The following is a 12,330-nucleotide window of genomic DNA, read 5'->3' on the forward strand; positions in this document are numbered from 1 at the left end:
AGGTGGGGGGCAGTGCGTGTCAGTGAGGCATGGCCGGGGGGCTGGCCTCGTTACGCAATGGCGGGCGCACCTGCTGAAGGCCCCGCACCACCTCGCGCACCTGTTCGCGCAGCCAGCGGCTGGCGGCCGATTGGTGGGTGAGGTCGTGCCAGAGCTGGTAGTAGTTCATGGCCGGGAAGCTCACTGGGCAGCGGATCATCTTGACGCGGTACTGCTTCACATAACGCTCGCAGAAGCGCTTGCTCGTGGTCAGCACCAGCAAGGAGCCTGCCACCATGTAGGGCAGCTGCGAGAAGTGAGGGCTGCGCACGACGATGCGGCGCTCCAGCCCTTTTTTGGCCAGGTGTTCTTCGATGATGCCCAGGGCACCGGGGTGCAAGGGCGGCGGCACGATGTGCTCGGCGTCCAGGTACTGGGCCACCGTCCAGGCGCGCTTGCCTTCCTTGGGCAGGCGGGCAGCGGGGTGGTCTTCCGAGACCAGGCAGACCACTTCGTCGGTCAGCAGGCGGCCCAGGTGCAATTCATCGGAAGGGGCCAGCCAGTTGCCGATGACCAGGTCGATGTCGCCACTGGCGAGGCTGCGCCGGTAATCGAGGTCGGTGGTGAGTTGCACCACCTCCACTTTGACCAGAGGCGCCAGACGGCGCAAGTGCAAGGTCAGTTCGGGCAGGAAGAAGGGGTCGAGGTAATCGGTGGTGGCGATGCGGAAGGTCAGTTCGGCCTTGGCTGCGTCAAAGCCGCGCACGGCGCTCTTGTGCCCGAACATGCTTTGCGCATGCTGCAGGATGGCCGCGGCCGGGGCCAGGAGGTTGAGCGCCACGTCGGTGGGGGCCATGCCTTGGCCGGATCGCACCAGCAATGGGTCCCCCGTCAGCTCGCGCAGGCGGCGCAACTGGGCGCTGACGGCGGGCTGGCTGGTTTGCAGGCGGATGGCCGCCCGGGAGACGCTGCATTCGGAAATCACGGTATGCAAGACACGGATGAGAGAGAGGTCAATCTTGTCGAAAAGCGCGCTCTGGGTCATACGGCAGATGTGATCTTGCTTATAAACAAGATGGTATACCGCTTGCATGCACAAGCGCTACCCTCGTGCCGTTCTGCAGACCAAGCAGTGCGTTTCCATCGATGTCGGAGCCCCCACCCATGAGCCAAGCCCCTGCGCGCCCCATTCACTTTGTCCACCAGGGGCAGGTCCAGCAGGTCAGCGGCCTGCCGCCCACCACCACCGTGCTGCAATGGCTGCGTGAACACGCGCACTGCACCGGCACCAAGGAGGGGTGTGCCGAGGGCGATTGCGGGGCCTGCACCGTCGTGGTGGCCGAGGCCGATGCCAGCGGCGCCCTGCAGCGGCGCACGGTGAACGCCTGCATCCAGTTCCTCCCCACACTCGATGGCAAGGCCTTGTTCACCGTCGAGGATCTGCCCGCCCTGAACGGCGGGGCCTTGCACCCCTGTCAGCAGGCCCTGGTCGATTGCCACGGCTCGCAGTGCGGCTTCTGCACGCCGGGCTTCGTGATGTCGCTGTGGCACAGCTACGAACAGCACCCCCACGCCCTGCCCCGCAGCGACCTGGCCGATGCGCTCTCGGGCAACCTGTGCCGCTGCACGGGCTACCGCCCCATCCTCGATGCCGGCGCGCAGATGTACGAGGCCCCACGCGTGGCGCTCGATCCCCTGCCCGTGCTGGCCCTGCTGAAGCAACTGGCCGACACCGATGCCCCCCTGGTCTACGAAGGCCCGGACCCTGCGGCGCCGGGCCAGACCGCCCGTTTTCACGCGCCGCGCACGCTGGACGAACTGGCCAGCCTGCGCCAGCAACTGCCTCAGGCCCGCCTGCTGGCCGGCAGCACCGATGTGGGCCTGTGGGTCACCAAACAGTTCAAGCCCCTGGGCGACATCGTCTACCTGGGCCGCGTGAGCGCCCTGCAGGCCATCACCCCATGGGGAGGCTCCTCTGGCGCGCCCGAAGGCATCGAGATCGGCGCCGGCGCCACGCTGGAGGCTGCCTGGTCGGCCCTGAGCCAGCACGTGCCCGCATTGAAGGAAATCTGGCTGCGCTTTGCCTCGCCCCCGGTGCGCCACGCCGGCACCATGGGCGGCAACGTGGCCAATGGCTCGCCCATTGGCGACAGCGCACCCATCCTGCTGGCCCTGGGCGCTGCGGTTGTCCTGCGGCAGGGCTCGGTCACGCGGGAGATGCCGCTGTCGGCCTTCTACCTGGATTACATGAAGAACGCGCTGGCGCCAGGCGAGTTCCTCCAGGCCATCCGTGTGCCCTTGCCCAAAGTGGCGCAGGGTGAGGTCTTCCGGGCCTACAAGATTTCGAAGCGGCGAGACAGCGACATCTCGGCCCTGTGCGCCGGTCTGATGATCCAGCTCGATGGCGACACCATCACCGCAGCGCGGCTGGGCTGGGGCGGCATGGCCGGCACCGCCCGACGCGCCGCCGCCACCGAAGCCGCCCTGATCGGCCAAGCGTGGAACGAGGCCACCCTGCGCCAGGCTCAGGCCGCGCTGGCCCAGGACTTCCAGCCCCTGAGCGACCTGCGCGCCACCCAGGGCTACCGCCTCAAGGTGGCCGCCAACCTGCTCGAGCGCTTCTGGCTCGAGACCCGCCCGCAATCCCCCCTGCCCGCCAGCCAGGTCCATGTCTGGCCCGCCACGGCGTGAACCCGGAGCGCACACCATGAACCAGGCCGCCGACGCTTTCCTGACCTCCGCTGCTGCCCACACCCGTACCACCCCTGGTGTGGCGGGCGCCTCTCACAAACACGAGTCCGCCCACCTGCACGTGGCCGGGACCGCCACCTACATCGACGACCTGCCCGAACTGGCCGGCACCCTGCACTGCGCCCTGGGCCTCTCGCCCGTGGCGCACGGCACCCTGCGTGGCATCGACGTGGCTGCGCTCAAGGCCCTGCCCGGCGTTGCGGGCATCGTCACCGCGGCCGACATCCCAGGCGTGAACGACTGCGGCCCCATCGTGCACGACGACCCCGTGCTGGCCGATGGCACCGTGCACTACCTGGGGCAACCCGTCTTTGCCGTGCTGTCGGCCAGCCGTGAAACGGCCCGCCGCGTCGCGGCACGCGCCAGGGAATTCCTGCAGATCGACCCGCTGCCCGCGCTGCTCACGCCGGAAGCGGCCCACGCGGCGGGCGCCTACGTTGTGCCCCCCATGCGCCTGGCCCGGGGCGATGCCGATGCCGCCCTGGCCGCCGCGCCCCACCGGGCCCAGGGCCACTTCCAGCTGGGTGGACAAGAACAGTTCTACCTCGAAGGCCAGATCTCCTACGCCATCCCCAAGGAGGATGGCGGCATGCTGGTGCACTGCTCCACCCAGCACCCCAGCGAGATGCAGCACGCCGTGGCCCACGTGCTGGGCGTACATGCGCACCAGGTGCTCGTCGAGTGCCGCCGCATGGGGGGCGGCTTTGGAGGCAAGGAATCGCAATCCGGCCTGTTTGCCTGCGTGGCCGCCATCTCGGCGCGCCTGTTCAAGCGCCCGGTCAAGCTGCGCCTGGACCGCGACGACGACTTCATGGTCACCGGCCGCCGCCACTGCTTCGTGCACGACTGGGACGTCGCCCACGATGCCGAGGGCCGCGTGCTGGCCGCCAAGGTCGACATGGTCTCGCGCTGCGGCTTCTCGGCAGACCTGTCTGCGCCCGTCATGACCCGCGCCCTGTGCCACTTCGACAACGCCTACTGGCTGCCCCATGTCGACCTGAACGGCTACTGCGCCCGCACCAACACGCAAAGCAACACCGCTTTCCGCGGCTTCGGGGGGCCGCAAGGTGCCCTGGCCATCGAGGTCATCCTCGATGACATCGCCCGCAGCCTGGGCAAGGACCCGCTCGAGGTGCGCCTGGCCAACCTCTATGGCATCGGCCAGAACGACACCACCCCCTACGGCCAGCAGGTGGAAGACAACGTGCTGCGCCCGCTGATCAACGAACTGGTCGAAAGCAGCCAGTACCACGCACGTCGCAGCGCCGTGGCGGCGTTCAACGCCAGCAGCCCCGTGCTGAAGAAGGGCCTGGCGCTCACGCCCCTGAAGTTCGGGATCTCCTTCAACGTGGTGCACCTCAACCAGGCCGGCGCGCTGGTGCACGTCTACAACGACGGCAGCGTCCTCGTGAACCATGGCGGCACCGAAATGGGCCAGGGCCTGAACACCAAGGTGGCGCAGATGGTGGCGCACACCCTGGGCGTGAGCCTGGGCCGCGTGCGCGTCACCGCAACCGACACCTCGAAGGTGGCCAACACCTCGGCCACGGCGGCCTCCACCGGATCCGACCTCAACGGCAAGGCCGCGGCCGATGCCGCCCGCCAGATCAAGGAGCGGCTGGCCGCCCGCCTGGCGATGAAGCATGGCGTCACGCCCGAGGCCGTGCGCTTCGAGGCCGACCTCGTGCACGCTGGCAACGAGACCCTGCGCTTCGAAGACGTGGTGATGGACGCCTACATGGCCCGCATCCAGCTGTGGTCCGACGGTTTCTACGCCACGCCCAAACTCCACTGGGACCGCACCGCCATGACCGGCCGGCCCTTCTACTACTTTGCCTACGGTGCGGCCGTGAGCGAGGTGCTGGTCGACACGCTCACCGGCGAATGGAAGCTGCTGCGCGCCGACGTGCTGCACGACGCCGGGCAGTCCATCAACCCGGCACTCGACATCGGCCAGGTGGAAGGCGCCTTCGTGCAGGGCATGGGCTGGCTGACCAGCGAAGAGCTGTACTGGCACCCGCAAACAGGCAAGCTCATGACGCACGCCCCCTCCACCTACAAGATCCCCACGGCCAGCGACGTGCCCGAGGCCTTCACCGTGAGGCTGTTCGACAACCGCAATGTGGAGGACACCATCTACCGCTCCAAAGCCGTCGGAGAGCCTCCGTTGCTGCACCCCTTCTCGGTCTTCCTGGCCATCCGGGATGCGATCTCGGCGGTCGGCGGCCACCGCGTCAACCCGCCGCTGCGCGCGCCCGCCACGCCCGAAGCCATCCTAGATGCGGTGGACGCCGTCCAAACCACCCTGGCCCCCTGAGCCCCTCCCCTTCACCATGAGCAGCCTCACCGCCCGCGCCGTGCACGCCACCGCCCAGCAATGGCTGGCCGCGGCACGCCCGGCCTTCGTCGTCACCGTGGGCGACATCAAGGGCTCGACGCCCCGCGGCACCGGCACGCGCATGTTGGTCGCACAGGACGAGGTGAACGGCACCATCGGTGGCGGCCACCTCGAATGGCAGGCCATCACCCTGGCTCGCCAGGCCTTGACCGAGGCCGGTCTGGCCACCCGGGCCTGGTCTCAGCCCTTTCCCTTGGGCCCCACCCTGGGCCAGTGCTGTGGCGGCGTCGTGACCCTGCACTTCGCGGCACTGAACGCTGCCGCCCTGCAGGCCTGGCTCCTGCCTGCGCCACGCTTCCACCTGGAACTGCATGGCGCCGGCCACGTGGGCCAGGCCCTGGTCAAGCTGCTGGCCGATCTGGACTGCACGGTGCGCTGGATCGACGAACGCGCCGAGGAACTCGATGCCTTCATGCAGGGCGCACCGGCCAGCGCCCTGGCGCCGGACCGCCAGCGTGCGGCCCCCGGCCTGCCGGATGCCGCCATGCTGGCCGGCCTGCCACCGCACATCACCTGGCTGCCCACCGATGCCGCCGACCAGGAAGTGGCCGATGCCCCTCCAGGCGCCTGCCACCTGGTGCTGACCCACCGCCACGACCTGGACCTGCGCATCGTGCAAGCCGTGCTGCGCCGGGGCGACTTCCACTTCGCGGGCATGATCGGCTCTCAGACCAAGCGGGCCAAGTTCTTCCACCGCCTCGAAGCCCAAGGCATCGACGACACCACCCTGGCCCGCCTCCAGTGCCCCATCGGCCTGCCCGATCTGCCGGGCAAGGAGCCGGCCGTCATCGCCATCTCGGTGATGGCGCAACTGCTCCAGCACTGTCCCGCGCAGGGTGTCTGACCCCTCTGCCCCGCACCCAAGCCCCTCTCTGAAAGCCACCGTGGCCACGCCCTCCAACGCCCCCACCCTGCTGATCAAGGACGCCGACTGCGTCGCCACCATGGACGACGCCGGCACCGAATGGCAACAGGCCAGCGTGCTGATCCGAGGCACGGAGATCATCGCCTGCGGCCCCACGGCCAGCCTCGACCCCGCGCTGCTGGCCCAGGCCCAGCACACGATCGATGCGCGCGGCCACGTCGTCATCCCCGGCCTGGTGAACACCCACCACCACATGTACCAGAGCCTGACCCGGGCCATCCCGGCGGCGCAAAACGCCGAGCTCTTCGGCTGGCTGCGCACGCTCTACCCGATCTGGGGCGGTCTCACACCCGAAATGGTGCGCGTGTCCACCCAGGTGGCCATGGCCGAACTCCTGGTGAGCGGCTGCACCACCAGCAGCGACCACCTCTACATCTACCCCAATGGCGTCCAGCTGGACGACAGCATCCACGCCGCGCGCGAGATCGGCATGCGCTTCCACGCCAGCCGGGGCTCCATGAGCGTGGGCGAGAGCGCAGGCGGCCTGCCGCCAGACAGCCTGGTCGAGCAGGAAGCCGCCATCCTGGCCGACTCGCAGCGCCTGATCGAGGCCTTCCACGACGAATCCCGCCATGCCATGGTGCGCATCGCCCTGGCGCCGTGCTCGCCGTTTTCGGTGAGCCCCGAGCTCATGCGCGAATCGGCCAACCTGGCACGCAGCTACCGCCGCGGCATCCGCCTGCACACCCACCTGGCCGAAAACGACCACGACATCGCCTACAGCCGCGCGCGCTTCAACAAGACGCCGACCGAGTACGCCGAATCGCTGGGCTGGCTGGGTAACGACGTCTGGCACGCGCACTGCGTCAAGCTCGACGAGCACGGCATTGGCCGCTTCGCCGCCACCCGCACCGGCGTGGCCCACTGCCCTTGCAGCAACATGCGCCTGGCCTCGGGCATCGCACCCGTGCGCCGCATGCTGAACGCGGGCGTGCCCGTGGGCCTGGGCGTCGATGGCTCGGCAAGCAACGACGCCGGCCACCTGCTGGCCGAAGCCCGGCAGGCCATGCTGCTGGCGCGCGTGGGTCGCAGCCTTGAATCACCCCGCATCGGGCCGGATGGCCGTCCCCAGTTTGGCTGCGACCACGGACCGTCCGACATGAGCGCGCGCGATGCCCTCAAGGTCGCGACCCGCGGTGGCGCCGCAGTCCTGGGCCGAGACGACATCGGTCAGATCGCGCCCGGCTTTGCCGCCGACCTCGCCATCTTCGACCTGCGCACCCTGGGCATGGCCGGGGCCGCCGTGCACGACCCGGTTGCAGCCCTGCTGATGTGCCACGGCGAACCCACGGCCTGGACCCTCGTCAACGGCCGTGTCGTGGCCGACCACGGACGGCTCACCACGGTCGACCTGGGGCCGCTGGTCGAGCGGCACAACACCCTGGCACGTCAGCTGGCCTCGTCGGCGTCAATTTGAACGCTTCACGCCAGGAATCTGCCTCGGCGTCAGCACACCATGGGCCATTCGGCCCATGGTCACGCCGCTGACGGCTAAAATCCCGCCACCGTCACGAACGTGTCATTGCTTTGACACAACAACAGTCATGTTCTTTGGAAAACTTCTGCCCCGTGAGGGCAATTTTTTTGAACTGTTCAACGAGCACGCCAACCACATTGTGGAAGCGGCCCATGCCTTCGCCAACCTGGTCAAGCACTACAACGACCCGGTGCTGCGCGACAAGTACAACCAGGACGTGGACACCGCCGAAAGCGCCGCTGACCAGATCACCAAAGAAGTCAACCGCCTGCTGCACACCACCTTCATCACACCGATCGACCGCGAGCAGATCCACTCGCTGATCAACACGATGGACGACGTGGCCGACATGATGCAGGACGCGGCCGAAACGATGGCCCTGTACGACGTGCGCCGCATGACGGACGAAATCGTTCGCCTGACCGACCTGTGCGTCAAGAGCGTCGAGCGCCTGAAGGACGCCGTGGCCCTGCTGCACGACATCGGCGATCCCGAAACGGCTGCCGCTGCACTGAAGACCTGCGAAGAGATCGACCAGCTCGAGAGCGACGCCGACCGCGTGATGCGCTCTGCCATGAGCAAGCTGTTCCGCGAAGAGCCCGATGTGCGCGAAGTGATCAAGCTCAAGGCCATCTACGAGCTGCTCGAGACCGTCACCGACAAGTGCGAAGACGTGGCCAAGCTGATCGAGGGCGTGATCCTCGAGAACTCCTGATCGGGGCGCACAACCATGGCTAGCATGCAGGTGGCCCTGTGGGTCATCGTTCTCCTGGTCGCGCTCGCGCTGCTGTTCGACTTCATGAACGGCTTCCATGACGCGGCCAACTCCATCGCCACGGTCGTGTCGACCGGCGTGCTGCGCCCGGCTCAGGCCGTGGTGTTCGCCGCCTTCTTCAACTTCGTTGCCATCTTTGTCTTCCACCTCAGCGTGGCGGCCACGGTGGGCAAGGGCATCGCCGACCCGGGGGTGGTCGATGTGCACGTGGTCTTCGGGGCGCTTTCGGGTGCCATCACCTGGAACCTGATCACCTGGTACTACGGCATCCCCAGCAGCTCGTCGCACGCGCTGATCGGGGGCATCGTCGGCGCGGTGATCGCCAAGGCCGGGGCCGACGCCCTCGCGGCCACCGGCATCATCCGTACGGTCACCTTCATTTTCGTCTCTCCGCTGCTGGGCTACACCCTCGGCTCGCTGATGATGGTGATCGTGGCCTGGATCTTCCGGCGCACCACGCCCTCCAAGGTCGACCGCTGGTTCCGTCGCCTGCAGCTGGTCTCGGCCGGCGCCTACAGCCTTGGCCACGGTGGCAACGACGCGCAGAAGACCATCGGCATCATCTGGATGCTGCTGATCTCGACCGGCTACGCCTCGACGGCCGACAAGGCACCGCCCACCTGGGCCATCGTGCTGTGCTACATGGCCATCGGTGCGGGCACCATGTTTGGTGGCTGGCGCATCGTCAAGACCATGGGTCAGAAGATCACCAAGCTCAAGCCCGTGGGCGGCTTCTGCGCCGAAACCGGTGGCGCGCTGACGCTCTTCATCGCCACGGCACTGGGCGTGCCGGTCTCGACCACGCACACCATCACCGGCGCCATCGTCGGCGTGGGCTCGGTGCAGCGGGCTTCGGCCGTGCGCTGGGGTGTGGCGGGCAACATCGTGTGGGCCTGGATCCTGACCATCCCGGCGTCGGCCTTCGTGGCCGGCCTCGCCTACTGGATCAGCCTGCATCTGTTCTGACCAAATGTACGCAGGGCCTCCCCCTGCGCACCACGACACCAAAGGCCTCCCGGGCCGGCGCCAGACGCCAGACCCGGGAGGCCTTTTTCATGGCAAAGCCGGTGCTTGTTCAGCGGTAGAAGTAATACCAGACCGCGGTGTAGACGCAGTCCATCAGCGAATCGCAGGGGGCGTTCTTCATGCCCATGGCCATGGCACTGCCGGGGGCGGTGGCCACGCAGGCAGTCAGGGCAGCGATCAGGGCAAGGCGGGTGGTGTGCTTCATGGTGGGGCTCCAGTGCGTGAAAGGGTGACCAGCATCGGGCTGGTGAACCCATTCTTGGCGCGCCACCGCCCAGGCCCCATCCCTAAGAAGGCGCCTGGAGCCTGGGAACTTAGGGGGAGGACTTGGGCCCGGCCTGACCGGCCTGTGTCGACTGGAACCAGCGGCCCAGCAAGGCACGTTCGGCCTCGGTGATCTGGGTGGCGTTGTTCATGGGCATGGCCTTGAGCACCACGGCCTGCTGGTAGACCTGCTGCGCATGCGATTGCAACAGATCGGGCGTGTGCAGCATCACCCCCTTGTTGGCCAACTGGGCGTTGTGACAGAGCACGCAGCGCTGCTGCACCACCGCCTGGGCCTGGGTGAACAGCTGAGCGGGCGTCTCGCTGGGGACCGCGGCCTGGCGTGGCTGAGGCTGGGGCGCCAGCCAGACGATCACGCCCAGCAACACGGCCACACCTGCCACCGCCCAAGCCCAGGGGGCCGGCTTGCCTGCCACCTCGGTTTTGTGGCGCAGCACGAAAAACTGCCGGATCAGTGCGCCCGCAACCATGATCAGCACCAGCACCAGCCAGTTCTGCGGGTGGCCATAGGCCCAGCCATAGTGGTTGCTGAGCATGGCAAACAGCACGGGCAAGGTGAAGTAGGTGTTGTGCACGCTGCGCTGCTTGCCACGCTGGCCGTGCACCGGATCAACCGGCTCACCGGCCTTCATCGACGCGATCACCTTGCGCTGCCCCGGAATGATCCAGAAGAACACGTTGGCGCTCATGCTCGTGGCCATCATCGCGCCCACCAGCAGGAAGGCCGCACGGCCCGCAAAGAGCTGACATGCCAGCCAGGATGCGAACACCACCACGGCAAAGATGCAGGCCCCCACGATGGCATCACCATGCTTGCCCTTGCCCAGGGTGCGGCAGATCACGTCGTAGATGAGCCAGAACCCCACCAGGAAGCCCAGCGCCGCATGGATCGCTGCCACAGGCGGCCAGTCGTGCACCGTCTTGTCGATCAGGAAGGTGCCCGCGTTGAACAGGTAGAGCGCCGTGAACAGCGCAAAGCCCGTGAGCCAGGTGGAATAGCTTTCCCAGTAAAACCAGTGCAGGTGCGCCGGCAGCTTGGGCGGCACGCCCGCGTACTTCTGCGGGTTGTAGAAACCACCGCCGTGCACGGCCCAGAGTTCGCCGCCCACGCCCTTGTCGCGCAAGGCCTTGTCTTCAGGCGGTGTGAGGGTGTTGTCGAGCCAGACGAAGTAGAACGAAGACCCGATCCAGGCGATGGCCACGATGACGTGTGCCCAGCGCAACAGCAGGTTCAACCAGTCGAAGGCGTAGGCCAGCACAGGAGAGAAATCCATCTTCTTGCCTCAGCTGCCGCGGTAGGTGGAGTAGGCCCAGGGGCTGACCAGCAAGGGCACGTGGTAATGGGCCTGGGCGTTGGCAATGTTGAAATCCAGCGGCACCTGGGTCAGGAACGGCGGGTCGGCCTGCACGGCGCTCTTGGCCGCGAAATAGGGGGCCACATCGAACACCAGGCGGTAATGGGCGGGCTTGAAATCCTCGCCGGCCAGCAAGGGGCCATCAACGCGGCCATCGGCATTGGTGACCACGGTGCGCAGCAGTTGCCAGCGGCCGTCAGCGCCGCTTTCCTGCGACGGCTCGGTCGGGCTGTGGCGCACATAGAGGTCCACCTTCATGCCGGCAGCGGGCGTGCCATGCACGGTGTCCAGCACATGGGTGGTCAGGCGGCCGGCGGCCGGGGGGATCAGGGTGTCGCTCATCGGGTCGGTCCTGGCACGGTGTGTGCCTCATGGTGCTCATGCAAATCGCGGGCCTTGACGCTGGGCCGCAGAGCGCGGATCGTTACCATCGTCAGGCCATGATGTGGGCCACAAGGCCCTTGCAGAAGTTTCACAAAACTGTATACACTTTAACCACGATGAGCGCCACACGCAAGACCCTTGCCTTCCCGCACGACAGCGCCGCCAACGAGGCCCTGCCCGAGCGCGAGCAAGCGCCTGCCCGACGCGCGCCCTTGAAAAAGGCCGACGCCGACGCCATCCCGACGGGCGAGCCACTCGGCCCCGAGGCCGAAGGTTCCAGCACCGAGCACATCGTCTCGGCCGTGACGCGTGCCATCGTCGAACACCGCCTGCTGCCTGGGGCCAAGCTGGTGGAGCAAAAAATCGCCGATCGCTTCGGCGTGTCGCGCACCATCGTGAGGCAGGCCTTCAACCGCCTGAGCGAACTCAAGCTGGTCAAGCTCGAGCCCGCCCGCGGCGCCTTCGTGGCCGCCCCGTCCATCACCGAAGCGCGGGAAGTGTTTGCGGTGCGCCGCATGGTCGAAGGGCAGATGCTGCGCGAACTCATTTCGCGGGTCACCTCGGCCGACATCAGACAGCTCAAGGCCCACATCAAGGCCGAGCGAGATGCCGTCAAGCGCATCGACGTGCCCACCCGCTCCAAGCTGCTGTTCGACTTCCATGTGGTGCTGGCCCAGGTGCTGGGCAACCAGGTGCTGGTCGGGCTGATCCAGGAGCTGGTCTCGCGCTGCTCGCTGATCACGCTGATGTACCAGTCGGCCGACGACGCCGAGACCTCGCACGACGAACACGTCGACATCCTCAAGGCCATCGAAGCCCGCGACGCCGACCTGGCCGCGGCCCTGGTCGATGCCCACCTGCTGACCGTCGAGCGGCAGCTCACCGAGCGCCCCCGCGCGCCCGGGGTCTCGCTCGACACCCTCCTGGGCTGAGCTTCACCGGCCCCATCCCCCAGAACCCTGCGCACCCGACGAG

The 12,330-nt window shown here is 67.5% G+C and carries 11 protein-coding genes; 7 read left to right on the plus strand and 4 right to left on the minus strand.

Features of this window, described 5'->3' with window-relative positions; translation table 11 throughout:
* Positions 1–19: 19 nt before the first annotated feature.
* Positions 20–1,024 carry a LysR family transcriptional regulator gene (locus QZ994_RS15240; RefSeq protein WP_290873470.1) on the minus strand — a complete coding sequence of 335 codons (1,005 nt, stop codon included), beginning with the start codon at positions 1,022–1,024 and terminating at the stop codon, positions 20–22.
* Positions 1,025–1,143: 119 nt separating this feature from the next.
* On the opposite strand from QZ994_RS15240, the gene xdhA reads away from it, so the two are divergent.
* From xdhA to QZ994_RS15270, 6 genes are all read left to right on the plus strand, one after another.
* Complete coding sequence (xdhA, locus tag QZ994_RS15245) at positions 1,144–2,670, plus strand: xanthine dehydrogenase small subunit (RefSeq protein ID WP_290873473.1); 1,527 nt, start codon at positions 1,144–1,146, stop codon at positions 2,668–2,670.
* Positions 2,671–2,686: 16 nt separating this feature from the next.
* Positions 2,687–5,047 (plus strand): xanthine dehydrogenase molybdopterin binding subunit, encoded by a 2,361-nt coding sequence (xdhB, locus tag QZ994_RS15250; RefSeq protein ID WP_290873476.1) that lies wholly within the window; start codon positions 2,687–2,689, stop codon positions 5,045–5,047.
* 16 nt (positions 5,048–5,063) lie between these two features.
* Positions 5,064–5,972 carry a xanthine dehydrogenase accessory protein XdhC gene (gene xdhC / locus QZ994_RS15255; RefSeq protein ID WP_290873479.1) on the plus strand — a complete coding sequence of 303 codons (909 nt, stop codon included), beginning with the start codon at positions 5,064–5,066 and terminating at the stop codon, positions 5,970–5,972.
* A 40-nt stretch (positions 5,973–6,012) separates the two neighbouring features.
* Positions 6,013–7,470, plus strand: a complete 1,458-nt coding sequence (locus tag QZ994_RS15260) for an 8-oxoguanine deaminase (protein ID WP_290873482.1) — start codon at positions 6,013–6,015, stop codon at positions 7,468–7,470.
* 127 nt (positions 7,471–7,597) lie between these two features.
* The gene (locus QZ994_RS15265; RefSeq protein ID WP_290873485.1) at positions 7,598–8,245 is read left to right on the plus strand and encodes a DUF47 domain-containing protein; all 648 of its coding nucleotides are present in this window, start codon (positions 7,598–7,600) and stop codon (positions 8,243–8,245) included.
* Between the two features lie 15 nt (positions 8,246–8,260).
* Entirely contained in the window at positions 8,261–9,271 is a 1,011-nt protein-coding gene (locus QZ994_RS15270; protein WP_290873487.1) for an inorganic phosphate transporter, read from the plus strand.
* A gap of 109 nt (positions 9,272–9,380) precedes the next feature.
* Here QZ994_RS15270 and QZ994_RS15275 read toward each other — a convergent pair whose 3' ends face one another.
* The 3 genes from QZ994_RS15275 to uraH form a co-directional block, all read right to left on the minus strand.
* A complete protein-coding gene (locus QZ994_RS15275) occupies positions 9,381–9,536 on the minus strand; it encodes a hypothetical protein (protein ID WP_290873490.1) in 156 nt (51 codons plus the stop codon).
* 109 nt (positions 9,537–9,645) lie between these two features.
* The gene (locus QZ994_RS15280; RefSeq protein ID WP_290873493.1) at positions 9,646–10,890 is read right to left on the minus strand and encodes a urate hydroxylase PuuD; all 1,245 of its coding nucleotides are present in this window, start codon (positions 10,888–10,890) and stop codon (positions 9,646–9,648) included.
* A gap of 9 nt (positions 10,891–10,899) precedes the next feature.
* Positions 10,900–11,313, minus strand: a complete 414-nt coding sequence (uraH, locus tag QZ994_RS15285; RefSeq protein ID WP_290873496.1) for a hydroxyisourate hydrolase — start codon at positions 11,311–11,313, stop codon at positions 10,900–10,902.
* Between the two features lie 158 nt (positions 11,314–11,471).
* Here uraH and QZ994_RS15290 point away from each other — a divergent pair, with 158 nt between their 5' ends.
* Positions 11,472–12,287, plus strand: a complete 816-nt coding sequence (locus tag QZ994_RS15290) for a GntR family transcriptional regulator (protein ID WP_290873499.1) — start codon at positions 11,472–11,474, stop codon at positions 12,285–12,287.
* The last annotated feature ends 43 nt before the right edge of the window (positions 12,288–12,330 follow it).

The organism is Aquabacterium sp. (genome assembly GCF_021768455.1).
Taxonomy (GTDB): Bacteria; Pseudomonadota; Gammaproteobacteria; order Burkholderiales; family Burkholderiaceae_C; genus Aquabacterium.

Bases quoted from the DNA above. Each gene is read 5' to 3' on its own strand.
- QZ994_RS15240 (WP_290873470.1), bottom strand. From the start codon at position 1,024: ATGACCCAGAGCGCGCTTTTCGACAAGATTGACCTCTCTCTCATCCGT.
- xdhA (WP_290873473.1), top strand. From the start codon at position 1,144: ATGAGCCAAGCCCCTGCGCGCCCCATTCACTTTGTCCACCAGGGGCAG.
- xdhB (WP_290873476.1), top strand. From the start codon at position 2,687: ATGAACCAGGCCGCCGACGCTTTCCTGACCTCCGCTGCTGCCCACACC.
- xdhC (WP_290873479.1), top strand. From the start codon at position 5,064: ATGAGCAGCCTCACCGCCCGCGCCGTGCACGCCACCGCCCAGCAATGG.
- QZ994_RS15265 (WP_290873485.1), top strand. From the start codon at position 7,598: ATGTTCTTTGGAAAACTTCTGCCCCGTGAGGGCAATTTTTTTGAACTG.
- QZ994_RS15270 (WP_290873487.1), top strand. From the start codon at position 8,261: ATGGCTAGCATGCAGGTGGCCCTGTGGGTCATCGTTCTCCTGGTCGCG.
- QZ994_RS15275 (WP_290873490.1), bottom strand. From the start codon at position 9,536: ATGAAGCACACCACCCGCCTTGCCCTGATCGCTGCCCTGACTGCCTGC.
- QZ994_RS15280 (WP_290873493.1), bottom strand. From the start codon at position 10,890: ATGGATTTCTCTCCTGTGCTGGCCTACGCCTTCGACTGGTTGAACCTG.
- uraH (WP_290873496.1), bottom strand. From the start codon at position 11,313: ATGAGCGACACCCTGATCCCCCCGGCCGCCGGCCGCCTGACCACCCAT.
- QZ994_RS15290 (WP_290873499.1), top strand. From the start codon at position 11,472: ATGAGCGCCACACGCAAGACCCTTGCCTTCCCGCACGACAGCGCCGCC.